This window comes from Methylobacterium sp. 4-46, from assembly GCF_000019365.1.
In the GTDB taxonomy this organism is placed as follows: Bacteria; Pseudomonadota; Alphaproteobacteria; order Rhizobiales; family Beijerinckiaceae; genus Methylobacterium.
Window position 1 is genome coordinate 6,711,591 of sequence record NC_010511.1, and the last position, 17,003, is coordinate 6,728,593.

A 17,003-nucleotide genomic window follows, 5' to 3' on the forward strand; every position below is an offset into this window, starting at 1 on the left:
CCGGGTTATAGCCGGCTCACTACCGCCTCCCGTGCTGGGTCGCCTTGATCCGCCTCAAGGGTTGGGCGGCCGCGGCCCGTCGCTCCGCGGCCGGCCCTCGGGCTCGATCGCAGTCACTCGATCGCAGTCACTCGATCCCTTGCGCTCGATCCCTCGCCGCCGGATCCCTTGCGCTGGATCAAGGCCGATCCGCGCGTCCGGCGGGATCCTTCCCGCACTGAGCCGGACTGAGCCGGGAGGACACCATGATCCGGGACCTGATGATCGTCGTCGACGGCGTGGGTCGGCGCGCGCTGCCCTGCGGCCTCGCGCTCGCGGCCGAGACCGGGGCCTCCGTCACGGCGGCCGGCGTGCTGCCGGCCGTGCCCTTCGAGACCTACGCGCAGGCCGAGATCCGCTACGACATGATCGTCTCGGCGGAGCGGAGTTCGCGGGAGCGCGCCGCCGAGGCGGCCGAGGAGGCCGCGGCCGCCGCCCGCGGGGCGGGGCTCTCCTGCGAGAGCGTCGTGATCTGCAGCTCCGCCCCCGAGGCCGCCCAGGAGCTCGCCGAGCGGGCGCGCCTGTGCGACCTCGTGGTGATCGAGCAGGCCGACCACGCCGCGCCCAAGCCCGCCGACGCGCAGATGGAGCCGCTGCTGTTCCGGTCGGGCCGCCCGGTGCTGATCGTGCCCTACATCCAGGCCGCCCCGCCCGCCCTGACCTCGGCGGTCGTGGCCTGGGACGGCAGCGCCCAGGCGGCCCGCGCCCTCGCCGACGCGCTCCCGCTGCTGCGGCGCGCGAACCGCGTCGAGGTCGTCACCGTGGCCGAGGAGCCGACGCCGGAGGACCTGCCCCGGCGCATGGTCCGCCACCTCGCCCGGCACGGCGTCGACGCGACCTTCCGGGTCGTCCGGGCCGGCATCCCGCCCGCCGAGGCCCTGCTGTCCCACGTCGCCGATTGCGGCGCCGACCTCCTGGTGATGGGGGCCTACGGCCACGCCCGGCTGCGCGAGGCGCTCATCGGCGGCACCAGCCGCACGATGCTGCGCTCCATGACGGTTCCGGTCCTGATGTCCCGCTGAGGGCGCGCCGCGGCACGCCCGCCGCGCGCGAGGCGAGGCCGGGCCGATCGAGGGAGAGTCCCATGAACCTCAAGTCCATTCTGGCCCTGGGCGGCCGGCACGACGATCCGCTGGTCGGGCTCACGGCGGTCCAGCCGCCCCTGCAGCGCGAGTTCGACCGGATGCTCGGCGAGGTGCGGGCCGGCCTGCCGGCCTTCCTGCAGGGCCCGATGCCCCGCATGGACGTCGTCGAGCGGGACGACCACGTCGAGGTGACGGCGGAGCTGCCCGGCCTGGAGCGCAGCGACGTCCAGCTCGAACTGATCGACGACATGCTGGTGATCCGGGGCGAGAAGCGCCAGGAGCGGGAGGGGATGAAGGGCACCCGCCGGGTGACGGAGCGCAGCTACGGCGCCTTCTCGCGCGCCATCGAATTGCCGGCGGGCACGCAGCCCGAGGAGATCGAGGCGCGGATGGAGAAGGGCGTGCTCACCCTGAGGTTGCCCAAGCCCCATGCCGGCGCCCCGCGGGCGCGGACGATCGACATCAAGGCCGGCTGATCCGGGCCGCGCTCCCCTCGGCCTCGGACGCGGGGATCCGGTCACGGATCGGCCGCGTCCCGCGCGCGGACGCTGCCGCATCGTCCCGACGAGCCGGCCGCCCGCCGCGCCGACGCGGCGCGCGTCCTCAGCGGGCGCAGACCTTGGCGCTGGTCGCGGTGGCGATCCAGCAGGCCGGATCCTCGGTGCTGCGCGCGTACTCGCCCGGGAGCGGCACGGTGCGGCCGCCCAGGGTGAGATAGCCGAACGCCACGCCGGGCCGGTCGACCTCGAGCGTGACGGTCGGCTTGCCCGCGGCGGAGATCCTGAAGCTTCCCTGGCGTCCCATCGCCGTGAAGGTGCAGGGGTACTCGCCCTCGTCGCTCGTCCGGCACGTGGCGGGCCTGGCGGCCGCGGCGGTCGCGCAGGAGAGCAGGGCGGCGGCGGCCGCGACGGAGCGGAGCGGGCGCGGGAAACGCCTCGGCGGTGTCATGGTGCGGGCTCGCGGAGCTGATTCGGTGCGGCCGCAGGATACAGGACGCGCCGCCGGCGCCCGAGGGGCCGCAGGCCCGTCACGGCACCAGGACGGCGGCCCCCTTCAGCCCGGCCCGGTGCGCGGCGATCGCCGCCTCGGCCTCCGCGAGCGGGAAGCTGCGGGTGTGGGTGACGATGCCGGCCCGCGGCGCCGCCGCGAAGAAATCCCGCGCATCCGCGCGGGTCAGGTTCGCCACCGACAGGATCCGCCGCTCGCCCCACAGCAGCGCGTACGGGAAGGCCGGGATGTCGCTCATGTGGATGCCGCCGCAGACCACGGTCCCGCCCTTGCGCACGGCGCGCAGGGCCGCCGGGACCAGGCGCCCGTCGGGGGCGAAGATCAGGGCGGCGTCGAGGGGCAGGGGCGGGGGCGCGTCCGAATCGCCCGCCCAGACGGCGCCGAGGCGGCGGGCGAAGGCCTGCCCGTCCCGGTCGCCGGGCCGGGTGAAGGCGTGGACGGCGCGGCCCTCCCGGCGGCAGATCTGGGCCACGATGTGGGCGGCCGCCCCGAATCCGTAGAGGCCGAGCGTCGCGGCCTCGCCCGCCATCCGCAGCGTGCGCCAGCCGATCAGCCCGGCGCAGAGGAGCGGCGCGGTCGCGACCGGATCCGCCTCCTCGGGGAGCGGGATCGTGTAGGCGGCCTCCGCCAGCACATGCGTGGCGAAGCCGCCGTCGCGGGTGTAGCCGGTGAAGCCGGGCCGGTCGCAGAGATTCTCGCGGCCCGCCGCGCAATGGGGGCAGCGGCCGCAGGTATGGCCGAGCCAGGGCACGCCGACCCGGGCGCCGGGACGCGGCGCCGCCACCCCGGGCCCCAGGGCCTCGACGCGCCCGACGATCTCGTGGCCGGGCACGATCGGCAGGCGCAGGTCCGGGAGGTCGCCGTCGATGACGTGGAGGTCCGTCCGGCAGACCGCGCAGGCCTCGACCCGGATGCGGACCTCGCCGGGGCCGGGGTCCGGGTCGGGCCGGGTCTCGGCGACGAGGGGCCCGCCGATCCGGTGCAGGACCATCGCGCGCATCGTCAGCCTCCCGTCGCGCCGGCCCGCCCCGACCCTCTCCTCATTCGTCGACCAGCCGGCGCATGCGGCCCTTGCGCAGGGTGACCTGGCGGGCGCCGGCGCGCAGGAGCGCGCCCTCGCCCTCGAGCTGCGAGATCGTGCGCGACACGGTCTCCAGGGTGAGGCCGAGGTAATCGGCGATGTCGCGGCGGGTCATCGGCAGGGCGACGTGGCCGGCATCGCCGAGGCGCTCGCCGACGGTGAGCAGGAAGGCCGCCACCCGCTCCTGGGCCGAGCCGCGGCCGAGGAGCAGCATGTGCTCCTGCGCCCGCCGCAGATCCCGCGCCGCCAGCCCCCAGAGCGCCACGGCCACCTCGGCGCGCTCGGCGGCCACGCGGGCGATCTGGCGCCGGCGGACCATCATGACCTTGGTGTCGCAGATCGCCTCGGCATTGTGGCCGTGGACCTCGCCCTGCTCGAACCCGAACAGGTCGCCGGGCAGGTGGAAGCCGGTGATCTGGCGCCGGCCGTCGCCCAGAATCTTGCAGGTGCGCACGGCGCCGCTGACGACCCGGTAGACGAATTCCGCCTCCTCGCCCTCGCCGTAGATCTCCTCGTCGCGGGTGAAGCCCGTGGGCGAGCCGACGAGGTCGGGGCAGCCGGGAAAGAAGCTGCCCGGCGCGAGACCGGCGGCGGGCGCGCCCGCGATCGGGAGCGGTCGCTGCGAAACGGTGTCGATGGCCATGGGTCCTGTCCCCGTCCTGTCCCCGTCCTGATCGGATGGGGGGAGAGTGGCGGGAACCGGGGGGCGGCGACAGCCCGGGCGATCTCTTACGGGGACCCGCTTAAGGAGATCTGCGTAGGCGCGCCGGGGCCGCGGCGCGTCGCGTCAGGCCGGCGCGCCGCCCGGCCCCGCGGCGAGGAGGGCCGGGAGCGCCTGGGCCGCCAGCGCCTTGTCGACCAGCGGCACCCCGGCCTCGGCGGCGCGGCGGCGGATCTGGGGATCCGGATGGCCGGTGGTGAGGACGACGGGCGCGCGGACGTCGAGGGCGCGCAGGGCGAAGAGCACGTCGAGGCCGCTCAGGCCCGGCATCATCACGTCGAGGATCACGCAGGCGGGTTGCGGGCCGGGAAAGGCGGCCAGCAGGTCGTTGCCGTTCGCGAAGGCCGCGACCGCGTAGCCCTCGCTCTCGAGCAGGAACTGCAGCGAGTTCAGGACGGCAGGATCGTCGTCCGCGATGTAGATGGCCACGACCGGCTCCCTCACGCCGCCCGCGACAGGAGCATCGCGGCACGGCTGACGACCCGCATCATAGCGGGCGACGGGCCGCCCGGGCTTGATCTCGCTCAAGGCCGGTGCCGCCCGGCCTGCCGGCTCAGGCGAGGCCCGCCCGCACGGCCCAGCGCACGAGTTCGGAGAGGGAGGTGGCCTGGGTCTTGGCCATCACCTTGGCCCGGTAGATTTCCACGGTGCGCGGGCTGATGGCGAGCGCCCGGCCGATCTCCTTGGCGGTGCCGCCGGCCACGAGGTGGGTGAGCACCTGCCGCTCGCGCCCGCTCAGGGTCTCGACCCGGCGGGTGAAGTCCCGCAGCGCCGGGTCGGCCGGGTCGGCCCCGGGGAGCGGGGCGGTCGCGGGGGCCGGGCGGGCGAGGGCGCCGCGCACCGCGCGCAGCAGCGTCTCGTCGTCGAAGGGCTTCTCGATGAAGTCGCTGGCGCCGAGCTTCATCGCCTCGACCGCGAGGGGCACGTCGCCGTGGCCGGTCATGACGATGACCGGGAGCGGGCTGCCGGCCGCCCGCACCCGGCGCAGGAACTCGATCCCGTCGATCCCGGGCATGCGGATGTCGGTGAGGATGCAGCCCTCCGCGAGGCCCGGCAGGGCGTCGAGCAGCGGCTCGGCCGCCTCGTAGAGGCGCGCGGTGTAACCCGCCGTGTCGAGCAGGAACCCGACCGAGTCGCGCATCGCGTCGTCGTCGTCGACGACGTGCACCGCCGGATCAGCCGCCATCGGCGAGCTCCCCCTCCTGGCTTTCCACGACCCGCGCGGCCGGCAGGGTCAGGCTGAACGTCGCCCCGCCGGCCGCGTTGCGGGCGACCGCGAGGCGGCCGCCATGCGCCTCGACGATCGAGCGGCAGATCGACAGCCCGACCCCGAGGCCGGTCGCCTTGGTGGTCACGAAGGGCTGGAACAGCCGGTCGGCGACCTCCGGGGCGATGCCCGGGCCGGTATCCGCCACGGCGATCTCGACCATCCCGGGCGCGGCGGGCCGCGCCTCGACGGTGATCTCCCGCCGCGGCACCGGCTGCATCGCCTCGCGGGCGTTGCGGATCAGGTTCACCAGCACCTGCTGGATCTGGACGCGGTCGGCGAGCACGGCGCGCACCTGCGGATCGAGGCGGGAGCGAAACACGACGCCCTGCTCGCGGGCCCCCACCAGGGCGAGGGCGCTCGCCTCCTCGATCAGGCGGGAGACCGGCTCGATGCGCTTGTCGGTCTCGCCGCGGGCCACGAAGTCGCGCAGCCGCCGGATGATCTGGCCGGCGCGCAGGGCCTGCTCGGCGACCCGGTCGATGGCGTCGAGGGCGCGGGACGGCACGCCGCCCGCTTGGTCGAGGAGCCGGCGGCAGCCGCGGGCGTAGTTGCTGACCGCGCCGAGGGGCTGGTTGAGCTCGTGGGCGAGGGCCGAGGCCATCTCCCCCATGGCGCTGAGCCGCGAGACGTGGACGAGTTCGGCCTGCAGCTCCTGGAGCTTGGCCTGGGTCTCCTGGCGCTCGGTCAGGTCGGTGATGAAGCCGGTGTAGAAGACGCGCTCCCCCGAGCGCATCTCCCCGATCGCGAGTTCCATCGGGAAGGTCGAGCCGTCCCGGCGCTGGCCGGTGACGATGCGGGCGGTGCCGATGATGCGCCGCTCGCCGGTGCGGTGGTAGCGGGCGAGGTAGCCGTCGTGGCGCTGCCGGTCCGGCTCGGGCATCAGCAGGTTGACGTTGCGGCCGATCACCTCCGCGGCGGCGTGGCCGAACAGCCGCTCGGCGGCGGCGCTGAAGGAGTGGATGCGGGCCTCGGCATCGATCACCACCATGGCGTCCGGCACGGTGTCGAGGATCGATTGCAGGTGGGCCTCGCGGGCGCGCAGGTCGTCCTCGGCGCGCTTCTGCGCGTCGATGCTGAAGACGACGCCGCGGTGGCGCAGGGGCCTCCCCGCGGCGTCGAGCTCGACCCGGCCGCGCGAGCGCAGCCAGGCCGTCCGCCCGTCCGGCCGCAGGGCGCGGTAATCGACCTCGTAGGTGCCGCCTTCGGCGAGCGCCCGCGCGATGGCGGCGGCCCGGCCGGGCCGGTCCTCCGGGTGGATCCGGGCCTGGAAGGCGTCGAGGCTGGTCAGGCTGCCCTCGTCCGCGCCGAAGAGCGCGTCGCAGGCCGCCGAGGCCGCGACCGCGCCGGTGGCGGGATCCAGGGACCAGGTGCAGATTCCGGCCTCGTCGAGGGTGGCCCTCAATTCGGAAGGATCGAGGCCGATTCTCGCCGGCCGGTTCTCCGGCACCGCGTCAGATCCGACCTGTGCCGTCGAAGATCCCAGGTCCGGTGCCGTCAGAGAAGACAATCCGCGCTGCTCGTCCTGCTTCGACGGAGCCGGACCGGAGCGTGTCCGCCGTGCTGTGCGGCGCGCCACCCCCCTGTTCGGTCGTCATCTGCTCGTTCCTGGCGGTTTTCTAGCAAATGGCGGAGGCGGCGGGTAGGGGCGGGATGCGTGCCCGGATTCGCGCCGCGGGCTGGCCGGGGAGGGCGCCCGCGAGGCGCCGAGGGGCGGGCCCTTGCCCTGCGCGGCGTCGCGGGGTGCGGCGCGCGGGCGAATCCCGCCCCGGACCGGCCTTCCGGTCGGGTCGGTCCCATCGGTGCGGGCGTCCTGCGGCTTTTCGTTTCAGCGTCCGCCTGCTCTTTCTCTGGCCGCGGGGAGCAGCGGGACCGAGCAGGCAGGTGAACGGGGTGAGCGCATTGTACGGCGGCGTCTGGCTTCCCAATGGCGGCCGGGGGAGGGGCATTGATGGTTGAGGCTATGCATGCCCCGTGGCGGCTGAGAGGGAAAAATTTTACACTGCCTAGAGGCAACTTGTAGTCGGTTTTCTCTTCAGATCGGAGACATCAGTGCCAAATTTCTCCAGAATCTCCTCGAATGCTTGACATCCGATAGCTTTTATAAGCTGCGACTCCGAAGAAAATATTCGAATGAGCCACAAGATTCGTGTCCAGGGCTGTGACAATCTACAAACCGCGAAGGCACTCCCGAAAGAGTTTTGTATTGTACAGTAAATATTTGCGAAGCCAAGCTGCTCAAATAAGCTTCCTTTCGATCTGATTATATCGCCTTGCGATAGATAGTAATGATCTTTGATATGATGACGCGAGAATGCGGTGAGATAATCGCAAGATTTGCTTTCTCTGTGCGGAGAATTTACAAGTATAGCAAGCTCTTGCCTTGACTGCTTGCCCTAAAACTTCTTTGACAATGTAGCGGCTGTTGCCGATTGTACCATCTAAGATTCCACCCCGGCACTGTGGATTGGCGAAATACAGCGCGACGATCTTTTCTTCAGAGTCGTCCGTCTACAAGCCATCATCAAATTTCCCCATACTATGTATGTAGTGTTGCTCAATAATCTGATCCATCTCCTGATCTCCAATTGGTCTACTGTTGGTCGGTTATACAAAATTTGCAACGTCATCGTTGGAGTACTTAGCTTGCTTTGTTGCGGGACCTTAGTTCATCTTGGCTTGTAGGCGTCGGCTGTTCGCAGCTGACATCCCGATCTGATCGCTGGTCTATTGTGATGATGCCGTCGCGTTTTTCGATTGATGCGCCTGTAAGAATCGCTGGCTGTGAGCCGAGCTTCGTCATTTCCCAGAGGTGACCAAGGAGGAGTTTCTCAATCTTCTTGGCCGCCCGACCCTGAAGGCCGAATTTCATCACCGGTTCCTCACCGATCTGGCGCCGCGGCGTGCGCGGCGCGGTTGGAATCGGCCCGTCTCAGTTCTCGACAGGTGATGTATGCGGGGTACTCGTCGAGATCGTACCGGCAGCGATCCCTTATGGCCATGGTGATTTTCGTCTCGAATTCCACAGCGAGAGCTGATGCCGCCGGAGAGAGTTGGGTATGCTATAATGGTTAAAAATTTTTCTCGAAGAATACTGAAGATCTGCTGAAAGGAGATGCGTGCTTCGTGCGGGCGATTATGGTATGGCGGCCCTGTAAATCCAGAAGATGATATTTGCCAGATTGAACGTCGCGCTGAGAGTTGCCGAGCAGGAATCTCGAATGTCTGCATAGAAACTATGAATCTTGTGATAGACAATAGATGCCTTCTCTCCGAGAAAATGGTGGGCGGGAAGCGAGAAGTCATCAACCTTCATCTGAAGGGCTCACCGCTGGCGTTGGGCGATCGAATTGATCGCGCCGGCTGCAGAGCCGGCCGTCGACCCGCCGAGCTATCCAGGAGCTCGCAGGGCTTGCTGAAATGAAGAGGTTGTATCTATCGGCAATGGTCGAGTCGCCTCTCAGAATCATCTGTGTTGCTGGAAGGCCGGGAAAGTGCCATGTCCGGGCATCTACTAGCTCCCAGGTGAGAAGACTATAAGCGAAAGGTGAACTCGAAAGAGTTTTCCTCGACAAAGCTTGAAACGAACATTATAGTTTCTAACTCTTTTTTAGTAAGCGCGAGCTTGTGTTGTTTTGTTTCAAGCCTATACTTACGTTCTATGCTCAAAACTTCATTATGAACATCCGCCGGCAACGGAGAAATACAGATTATCATGTAAGTACAACGATCATCATCGGTTTTTCCGACTCCAGTGTTGCAATCAAAATTTATTATTAGCGGGACGCAAATACGTCGAGCCCGGATGATAATGCCATCGTTGTTCAATGCGAGACACATAATTTTGGCACCGCTGTAGCTTTTTGCATGAAAAATATCTCCTTCTACAAGCATTTTTAGAAGTTCCTGTTGGTTGGTCATCGATCATCTCCCATTCTGCGCTAATCTTCCTCAATTAGATACCGCTCAAGAGCTTTCAATTTCACATGATTTGGCTCTCCATCCAACCCAAGATATTTGACTGCACAGTCGAAGCAGAGCTTTCTCCCCCTGACGCAGTACATGGCGGTTGTACCGTATGTGCCGCCACTCTGGCATCCTGCGGAAAATCCATCACACCGAAAACCGGAGAGGCCCTGCGGGTCCGTGCGCGCCAGCGGATTTTGCGCAACGTAACTGTATAGGCTCAGTCCGTCGTAAAGCGAGAGCGCACTTGGAGCGAGGAGCCTCCCTCGGTTCGCTTCCAAGGTTGAGAGTGCCGGCCAGTGAGGTCTTTTGGCGCCCGCACTAAGCCGAAGCGTTGATAAGGACTGGCCATCGAAAGGCCTGAAGTTGAAAAATGCGTCATCAGATTGGGGATGGCTTGTAACATCGGCAAGCTCTCCGATAGGGTCTCTCGAGATCCACCGGCCGATAGCTGGATCGTAAGCTCGGAAGTGTGTCAGATATAGACCACTCTCGGCATGATAGAACATGCCGGCGAACCCGAAATCCGTGACCGGCGCGCCGCCCTGAAGCGCGTTCCCGTAAGGATCGTAGGCGAAGGCCGGGGCGCCGCCCGCACTCGCGAAGGCCCGCCGCACCGAGCCGATCTGGTCGATCCCGTAATAGAAGCGCTGCCCCGGCGCGCCCGCCGCCACCTCGCCCTCCGCCAGGTACGACCGCAGCACCGCGCCCGCCTGGGTCCGGGACTGGCACAGGCTCTCGCCGCACCAGACATACGCCGTTACGCTTGCCGCCGCGCCGCCCGCCGGCGTGCTGCCGATCGTCACCCGCCGACCCAGCCCGTCATACGTGAAGCTGCTCACCTTGCCGGGCTGGGCCGGATAGGTGATGCGCACCAGCCGGTCCTCGGCGTCCCAGGCGAAGACGCGTGGCCCGTCCGAGACGAGGTTGCCGTTGGCGTCGTAGGTCAGGGCCTGCCCCGAGAGGCCGGTGAGCTGGTTGAGGACGTTGTACTGTGCCGTCTGACTGCCCGCCGGCGGGACCGGGGAGGGGACGTCGCTCGTCTCGGTGACCCCGGTGATCAGGGTCTCGGGCGCGGAGGTGAATGCGAGCGTGAGGAACTGGCCGGGGGCGAGGCCCGTATGGGCGATCCCGGCGAGGCGCCGGTCGCCGGCATTGGGCAGGTAGCTCCAGGTGGTGGCGAGGCTCGCGCCCGCCGGCAGGAGCTGGCGCAGGGTGGGCTGCTCGGTCTGGCCCAGATAGGACAGGGCGAAGGAGCCGAGGTCGCTGCCGTGGCGGGTGATGCGGCCGAGCGCGTCGTAGGCGACGGTCTCCGGCCCGGAGCCCGACACGCTGCGCGCGATCATCCGGCCGAGCGCGTCGTAGGTGTAGGCGATGCTCCAGGCGCAGTCGCCGGCGCCGGCTGGGACGAGGCATTCCCGGGCGAGTTGCTGCGCTCCCGGCGCGAAGCTCGGCGCGTAGCTGTAGCGGGTCGTGCCGGTGCCGTCGCTCATCGACAGCGTGCGGGGGAAGAAGGGATCGTCCGCGAAGGTCACGGCCGGCGTGGCGTTCAGGGCGTTGGGGTAGCTGATCCCCGACAGCCGGTCGTCCCGCGCGTAGCTGTACTGCTTCACCTGGGAGAGCGCGTCGGTGACCGATTTGAGGCGGCTCGTCGCGGTCTCGTAGGCGGAGGTGACCGTGCTGCCATCCGCGTAGCGCTTGGCGATCGGGCGCCCCTGGACGTCGTAGCTCCAGCGGGTGACGGCGCCCTTGGCGTCGGTCAGGCTGGCCAGCCGGCCCTGGCCGGTATAGCCGAACAGCATCCGGCTGCCGCCCGGATCGACCAGGCTGGTCAGCCGCCGGTTGGCATCGTAGCCGTAGGTCCAGGTCCGGAACTGCCGGTCCCGGTATCCAACGAGGTCGAGCCGGTCGTAGCTGTAGGTCTGGGAGGTCCCGTCCGGATAGGTGATCGCGGTGATCCGGTCGGCCGCGTCGTACGCGTAGGTGACGGTCCAGCCCTCGGAATCGGTGTAGGTCCGGACCCGGTCGGCCGCGTCGTACGTGAAGGTCGCGGCACTCGCCCCGGTGGCGTTGACGACGCTGAGCAGGTTGCCCGCCGGATCGTAGGTGAAGCGGGTGGTCTCGTTCAGGGCGTTCGTCGCCGCGGTCAGCTGCCCGGCCGCATTGTACGCGAAGGTCGAGGTCGCGCCGGCCGCGTCGGTGTGGACGATCGGACGATGCTGTCCGTCATAGGTGAATTGCGCGAGCGGCGCGAAGCTCCCCGGCCCCGAGACCTGGGTGACCGCCAGGAGGTCGATTCCGTTCGGGGCGTAGGTGAGGTGCGTCGTGCGGCCGAGCGGATCGACGATGCGGGACAGGTTGTAGCCCGTCGTGTCGTAATCGAAGCGCGTCAGCTGCGTCGTGCCGTCGTCGAGCACGCGCGCCACCGCGCTCGGGCGGTTGAAGGCACCACTGGAAATCGCGTCCGTCTGTCCCGGGTAATTGTACCAGACCCGGTTCTCGAGCGGCTGCTTCTCGCTCTCGATGGCCACGCCCTTGATGCCGTTGCCGGCATGCACGAAGTGACGGAGGCGGGCCTTCGCGTAGTCGCACCCACCCGCGGGCGTGCATCCGGCCTGCTCGTAGGCGTCCTTGTCCCAGTGGAAGCTGTTCCGGTAGGTGAGGTACTGGTTGGCCGGCGCCACCGGCATGCCCTGCGGCACGGTCGCGGCCGGCTCGCTGTCGGGGATCGGGGCGGGTTCGAGCCACTCCTCGCGTTCGTGGAAGCCGAGGGGATCGGTCACGTCCACGAAGCGCGGGGGCGCGCTGGTGCCGGGGGCCGTGAAGGCGAAGCGGGTCGTGCCGTAGGGCGTCGTCAGCGCGGTCACGAGGCCGTTGGCGTCGTAGGTGAAGCGCGAGGTCAGCCCGATCACGTCCGTGATGGCGCTCAGCCGTCCGAGCCCGTCGTAGGACAGGGAGGCGCTGCGGCCGAACGGGTCGGTGATCTGGGTGAGCAGCAGCGGCCGGCCCGGCTGCCCGTAGCCGAAACGCGTCTGCCGCCCGACCGCGTCGGTCAGCGCCGTCAGGCGCAGCTGCGCATCGTACGTGAAGCTGAGCGCGTTGCCCTGCGGGTCCACCACCTTGCTGAGGAAGATGCGGCGCGGGAAGCCGGTGCTGCCGTCCGATTCGGCGTAGATCTCTGTCGTCCCGTCGCGCAGCCTGCGGCGATACGCGATCGGAGATTCCGCCGCCCGGGTGAGAACCGAGCCGTCGTCGCTCTGGGGCGCGAACGCGCCGGTCGTTCCGGAATACCCCGTGTAGAAGTAGGCGCCCCCCGTCGCGATCACCCGGGACACGTTCCCGCCCGGGTTCTGCGGGTCGTCCGAGACGTAGCTCAACCAGTTGATGGTCCATTTCGGACCGAGGTTGAAGAAGCCGAACACCGAAGGCTGGCTATCCTCCCGCTGGTTGTAGCTGATGCGGGTGCGCACCTCCGGTCCGATGGCCGGGACGTAGCCGACCGGCATATCCGACAGGGTGAGGCCGACGGTGGCCTCCTTGATGTTGGTGCCGCACATCCCGCAATTCGGGCTCGGCGCGCTGGCCAGGGGATCCCCGGCATCGCCCGGGACGACGCCGTTCGTCGGTCCCTTGCCCCAGACCTGACCGGCTTCGGCGGGGGCGACCTCCCTCCAATCCTGGCCGGCGGTCTTCGCCGCGCCGTCGGGCACCAGGAAGTACCCGCTGGCCTCGGCATCCACGGCGCCGGTCGTGAGCCACAGCTCCTGCCCGCCCAGGACGGGATCGTGCAGGTGGAAGCGGCCGTTCTCCGCCGCCACGATGGCCGCGAAGTGCCCGGCCCTGAAGTGCATCACGGAGGGCACCGGGACCGGCTGGCCCGGCTCGCGCCGCACGAGCCGATGCGGGGCCCCCGCCTTGCTCGCCAGCGCCGAGACCTCCGCCAGACTCGTGCCGTTCGGGCCGACCCGGAGCCAGCGCAGCGCCTCCGCCTCCGCCGGGCTGCCCCCACGCGCGACGAGGAGGCTTCGCAGGGCGAGGGGCCCGCAATTGAACAGGTGGCGCGGATCCTTGGTGACGAGATCCAGGGTCTCGCGGGCGACCTGGATTTTCTCCGTCGCCGGGCCGGTGACGGGCCTCGCCCCGATCTCCGCGAACAGGGTCGCCAGGGCGTCGCTGTCCCCGAGGGAGGCGAGGAGGAGCGCCAGCTCCCCGACGGCGCGGTCCACGAGCGCCCGCGCCTCCGGATCCTGCGCCGCGCGTCCGAGCCGCCAGGCCGCGCGCCAAGCCGTCCCGGCCCGCGTCACGTAGCCGTAATGGCGATAGGTCAGGCCGACATTGAGATGGAGCGCGGGCGCCCAGCCGCTATCCGGGTGCGCATCCAGGAAGGCTTCGAGGGCCGCGAGGTCGTCCACCTGGGCCCGCGCGCGAAAGCGTGCCAGCGCGGCCGCGAGGTCCTGGTCCTCGGCGGCGGTCGTCGGTCGCGTCCGGACCAGCGGCTCGGCCAGCTGGACGATTGCAAGGCGGAATGCATCGGCCCCCTCAGCCTCGGTCCTCGCGGCCACGACGCGCGTCGATGCGATCCCGACGATCAGCCAAGCCGCCAGAAGAACAATCCACTTTCGCCCGGTCCCCACGCTTCCAAGTACGCTCATGGCTGCCTCCCGCGATTGCGCACTCTTCGGCTCCCCTACGGAAGCCATTGAAAGCAGCCCCATTTCCCAGTACCCCAGGTGGCCGTCACGGGGGCGCTGCCAACAGTATTGATCTGACTGACACGATTTCCGTTCTCATCGTATAAGTAGGATATGCATACGTTATTGTCGTAGAGGGACGTCGCGAGTCTGTAATTAAGATCGTAAGTGTACAATATCTCTTTCGCGTTTGTATTCTGGACCGGAAGAAATATTAGTAGTGAAGCACACCAGAGGAACGAATATATATCACCGCAAATGTTTTTCCGTTGTAGTAACATTTTACATCTTCCATTCTCACGGGGGCCGCGGAATTGCCTCGTTACGACGAAATCGTATGATGGTGTGATATGCTATTGGGCGGCCCTGCTGTATGCGGGGTCGTCTGGGGCATCCCAGTAGGTCACAACTCCGCCGAGTGTGGAGCCGGGTTGCCACAGGTCCGTCTGATTGAAATCAGTCAGTCCGCCCAGTCCGACCCACTTCAAATTCCCATTCAGGAATGCGGTGACCGACTCAGAATAAGTATTAATCCAGTTTTGCCCATCCCAGGATATTGCAAATCTGATGCTAGATCCATCGTTGCTCACGCGAGCCCATTGGGGCCCATCGGGTGCGGCGAAGGTGTAAACGTTCGAGTTAAAATTTGTATTGGAATTAAGCCTTTTGACAATGATCGCCCCAGATTCGGGGACTTGACCGAGCATCCTACCTGATGTGTCTTTGACCCATACTCCGAACGACGGCCAATTTGCAGTGGAATGCATGTATTTGTAGCGAAGAGTGATTGTCCAGGGAGCCGTTGCCGGGATCGGCCTGTAGACTCCGCGATAAGTTTGCATCGAGGAGGAAGCCGGCACTGAATAGACTAATCCGACGCTTGGAACGTTGGTGATGGTTGGTGGTGATGCTCCTGCCCCGTCGATGTACGTGAAACTCGCTGCACTCGGTGGCGAGTACGGGCCAAATTCCCGAAGAACCGCAACGCCGCCGGCTGATGATATGGTGACGCTACCGGGTCCGCTGCTTACAATGATGCCACTGCCAGCTGTGATGGATGCGGCTTTGGGTGGATTGTTGGATGAGCCGATAATAAGCTGACCGTTCGCGAGCGGAGGAACGCCGGCAAACCCACCATTGCTATCCTTGTACTGTATTGAGTTCTGGGTTCCCCCTGGCGCGCCGTTAATGCAATTGGCGAGAGCATTGAGATTCGCCATCAGTTGTGATGCATCGGCCGGCTGACCGTTGGAGATCTGATAGGGGAGCACGCATAGGGCAGCGGCCTGTGCAGTCCATGTAAGAAAAATCAGCGCCGAGCCAAAACATGACTTGTATGTGTCGATGAGGTCCATCCCACGGCGCTCCGCAAATCGGATGTATATCGTCGGATGATGGAACCATTATTTCCTTGGGTAAGCAAGCCGCGATGCGGGGGAAAGACTCGGCGGCCCGCACGATCGCGAACAGCGGCCGCGCTCGGACCCGGCTTCGTCTGCATCGGCGACCGCTCTTCAGTGAACAAATACCTCGTACATCGAATACAAATACATCACGCACAATTTTTGCCGCCGCACGCGACAGGGCCTGAACCGGCTCGTCTGCGATGGTGCATGTACCACTGCGATCGCTTCTCGGATCTGCGGCTATGCGGGGGCAGGGCGCGATGGCGCACCTGATGAGGTGAAAACCAGATCGATCTTGAAGATTATCGAAGTGATCTCGATCGTATCACGGTCTTGCCGAGGCGCGCTTCGCTGTCGAGGACCTTTCACGTCATCTCCGCTGCCGCGCACAACGCCCTGCGCGGCTTCCCGCCGTCGATCCGTTCCGTGCAAGAGGGATCAGCACCTCATCATCCAACGCAGGACGATGCCTTCACCCCCGCGGCGCCGAACCTGTGATCGGCCGGGTGAATCCTCATGCGCGTCGAGGCGAGCCGCCACCGTGACGCCGCGGGGACGACGCTGCACGCCGCTGATCGACGTCCCGACCGGCGGCGCGCGCCGGGCGGCGCCCCGCCGCAACCGTGCATCCGGGCCGGGACCGCCGCCCGGCCCTTCCGGATGCGCACCCTCGCCGGCAATCCTCGCCCCCATCCTCGGAGCCAACCGCGAGGGTCCGATCGTCTCGCGGCAGGCCGCCGCATGGCCGGGGCGGCGCGCGGCCGAGTAGGGGGGCGCATGCCCGAACTCATCGTGATGCTCTCCGCCGCCGCCGGCGCGCTCGCCGTCGCCGCCGCCATGCACCCGCGCGTCGAGCGCCTCTGGATCCGCCGCGTGCGCTGACCGGCGCGGCGGTCCCGCCCTCAGGTCGCGGCGCGCACGAAGGCGCCCGCCGCGCCGTTCGTCATCTGCGGCGGGTATTCGCGCCGCAGGCCGGCATCGAGCCCCAGGCTGCGCCCGGCCCCCGCGACGCTGAACAGCCCCATCAGCCCGGCCAGGAACACGTAGGTCCAGGGCCATTCCTGCGGGTGCTGGTAGAGGCCGAGCCAGAGCTGGGCCAGGAAGACCACGCCGAGCGCGCCCGCCGCCCGCACCCCGATCCCGAGCATCAGCGAGACCGCGAAGCCGAGCTCCGTCGCCAGCACCGCGGCGTTCAGCACGTAGAAATTCGGCACCGGCAGAAGAAGCTGCGCCACGAGGTCGCGATGCGCCTGGAAGGCGGCGTACTTCACCTCCTGCTCGGTCCAGTAGTGAAGCCCGTTCTCGGTGGTGAGGAGCGGCAGCTTCCAGAACGCGGCCTGGAACCACATGGCGCCGATGGCGGTGCGCAGGAGCCAGGTGACGAGGTCCCGCCCCGTGCGCTGCGCCGGGTCGAGGATCCACTCGCGCGCCGCCACCAGCAGGCTGCCGAGCAGCAGCAGGGCGAAGAGCCCGACCAGGATCCAGCGCCAGGGCCCGAGGGCGGCCTGGTCGCCCTGCTGGCCGGTCAGGAACAGCCACGTGTCGAGGAAGGGATCGGTGCGCATGGGTCTCGTCCTTCTCCAGGAGATGTTTTGGGGCGCGAGGTTTTGGGGCGCGGGGTCTTCGGGGCGCGGGGTCTTCGGGGCCGGGCCGCTCCGGCGCGGCCTCGTCCGGCGGGCGGACCGGCGCCGGGAGGCGGGTCGGCCGCGCGCGAGGGCGTCGAGCGCCCTCGTCATCGG

The 17,003-nt window shown here is 68.0% G+C and carries 12 protein-coding genes and 1 pseudogene; 2 read left to right on the top strand and 11 right to left on the bottom strand.

Translation table 11 applies throughout. From position 1 onward, the window contains the following. Nucleotides 1–245: 245 nt before the first annotated feature. Together M446_RS29485 and M446_RS29490 are read left to right on the top strand one after the other, a co-directional pair. Nucleotides 246–1,061, top strand: a complete 816-nt coding sequence (locus M446_RS29485; protein ID WP_012335757.1) for a universal stress protein — start codon at nt 246–248, stop codon at nt 1,059–1,061. A 62-nt stretch (nt 1,062–1,123) separates the two neighbouring features. Then, nucleotides 1,124–1,600: an Hsp20/alpha crystallin family protein gene (locus M446_RS29490; RefSeq protein WP_012335758.1), complete on the top strand. Its 477-nt coding sequence runs from the start codon at nt 1,124–1,126 to the stop codon at nt 1,598–1,600. A gap of 127 nt (nt 1,601–1,727) precedes the next feature. On the opposite strand, the gene M446_RS29495 is transcribed toward M446_RS29490, so the two are convergent. The 11 genes and pseudogenes from M446_RS29495 to M446_RS29530 form a co-directional block, all read right to left on the bottom strand. Beyond that, nucleotides 1,728–2,072: a hypothetical protein gene (locus tag M446_RS29495; RefSeq protein ID WP_012335759.1), complete on the bottom strand. Its 345-nt coding sequence runs from the start codon at nt 2,070–2,072 to the stop codon at nt 1,728–1,730. 79 nt (nt 2,073–2,151) lie between these two features. After that, entirely contained in the window at nt 2,152–3,132 is a 981-nt protein-coding gene (locus tag M446_RS29500) for a zinc-dependent alcohol dehydrogenase family protein (protein WP_012335760.1), read from the bottom strand. 40 nt (nt 3,133–3,172) lie between these two features. Next, the gene (locus M446_RS29505; RefSeq protein WP_012335761.1) at nt 3,173–3,856 is read right to left on the bottom strand and encodes a helix-turn-helix domain-containing protein; all 684 of its coding nucleotides are present in this window, start codon (nt 3,854–3,856) and stop codon (nt 3,173–3,175) included. A 144-nt stretch (nt 3,857–4,000) separates the two neighbouring features. Then, nucleotides 4,001–4,363, bottom strand: coding sequence for a response regulator transcription factor (locus tag M446_RS29510; RefSeq protein ID WP_012335762.1), 363 nt, complete (start codon nt 4,361–4,363; stop codon nt 4,001–4,003). 124 nt (nt 4,364–4,487) lie between these two features. Beyond that, nucleotides 4,488–5,120 (bottom strand): response regulator FixJ, encoded by a 633-nt coding sequence (fixJ, locus tag M446_RS29515; protein WP_012335763.1) that lies wholly within the window; start codon nt 5,118–5,120, stop codon nt 4,488–4,490. Next, complete coding sequence (locus M446_RS29520) at nt 5,110–6,651, bottom strand: sensor histidine kinase (protein WP_012335764.1); 1,542 nt, start codon at nt 6,649–6,651, stop codon at nt 5,110–5,112. The genes fixJ and M446_RS29520 overlap by 11 nt, the downstream gene beginning before the upstream one ends. A gap of 556 nt (nt 6,652–7,207) precedes the next feature. Continuing rightward, nucleotides 7,208–7,576, bottom strand: a pseudogene (locus M446_RS39805) (suppressor of fused domain protein); the annotation flags it as partial. A gap of 1,159 nt (nt 7,577–8,735) precedes the next feature. Continuing rightward, nucleotides 8,736–9,122, bottom strand: a complete 387-nt coding sequence (locus M446_RS37705; protein ID WP_150108752.1) for a hypothetical protein — start codon at nt 9,120–9,122, stop codon at nt 8,736–8,738. Between the two features lie 20 nt (nt 9,123–9,142). Further along, nucleotides 9,143–13,819 (bottom strand): RHS repeat-associated core domain-containing protein, encoded by a 4,677-nt coding sequence (locus M446_RS29525; protein WP_012335765.1) that lies wholly within the window; start codon nt 13,817–13,819, stop codon nt 9,143–9,145. Between the two features lie 392 nt (nt 13,820–14,211). Then, a complete protein-coding gene (locus tag M446_RS37710) occupies nt 14,212–15,213 on the bottom strand; it encodes a hypothetical protein (RefSeq protein ID WP_012335766.1) in 1,002 nt (333 codons plus the stop codon). A 953-nt stretch (nt 15,214–16,166) separates the two neighbouring features. Continuing rightward, nucleotides 16,167–16,829, bottom strand: a complete 663-nt coding sequence (locus M446_RS29530; RefSeq protein ID WP_012335767.1) for a hypothetical protein — start codon at nt 16,827–16,829, stop codon at nt 16,167–16,169. Between the last annotated feature and the right edge of the window lie 174 nt (nt 16,830–17,003).

Excerpts from the sequence above, each read along its gene's own strand:
- M446_RS29485 (WP_012335757.1), top strand. The coding sequence starts at position 246 with ATGATCCGGGACCTGATGATCGTCGTCGACGGCGTGGGTCGGCGCGCG.
- M446_RS29490 (WP_012335758.1), top strand. The coding sequence starts at position 1,124 with ATGAACCTCAAGTCCATTCTGGCCCTGGGCGGCCGGCACGACGATCCG.
- M446_RS29495 (WP_012335759.1), bottom strand. The coding sequence starts at position 2,072 with ATGACACCGCCGAGGCGTTTCCCGCGCCCGCTCCGCTCCGTCGCGGCC.
- M446_RS29500 (WP_012335760.1), bottom strand. The coding sequence starts at position 3,132 with ATGCGCGCGATGGTCCTGCACCGGATCGGCGGGCCCCTCGTCGCCGAG.
- M446_RS29505 (WP_012335761.1), bottom strand. The coding sequence starts at position 3,856 with ATGGCCATCGACACCGTTTCGCAGCGACCGCTCCCGATCGCGGGCGCG.
- fixJ (WP_012335763.1), bottom strand. The coding sequence starts at position 5,120 with ATGGCGGCTGATCCGGCGGTGCACGTCGTCGACGACGACGACGCGATG.
- M446_RS37705 (WP_150108752.1), bottom strand. The coding sequence starts at position 9,122 with ATGACCAACCAACAGGAACTTCTAAAAATGCTTGTAGAAGGAGATATT.
- M446_RS29525 (WP_012335765.1), bottom strand. The coding sequence starts at position 13,819 with ATGAGCGTACTTGGAAGCGTGGGGACCGGGCGAAAGTGGATTGTTCTT.
- M446_RS37710 (WP_012335766.1), bottom strand. The coding sequence starts at position 15,213 with ATGGACCTCATCGACACATACAAGTCATGTTTTGGCTCGGCGCTGATT.
- M446_RS29530 (WP_012335767.1), bottom strand. The coding sequence starts at position 16,829 with ATGCGCACCGATCCCTTCCTCGACACGTGGCTGTTCCTGACCGGCCAG.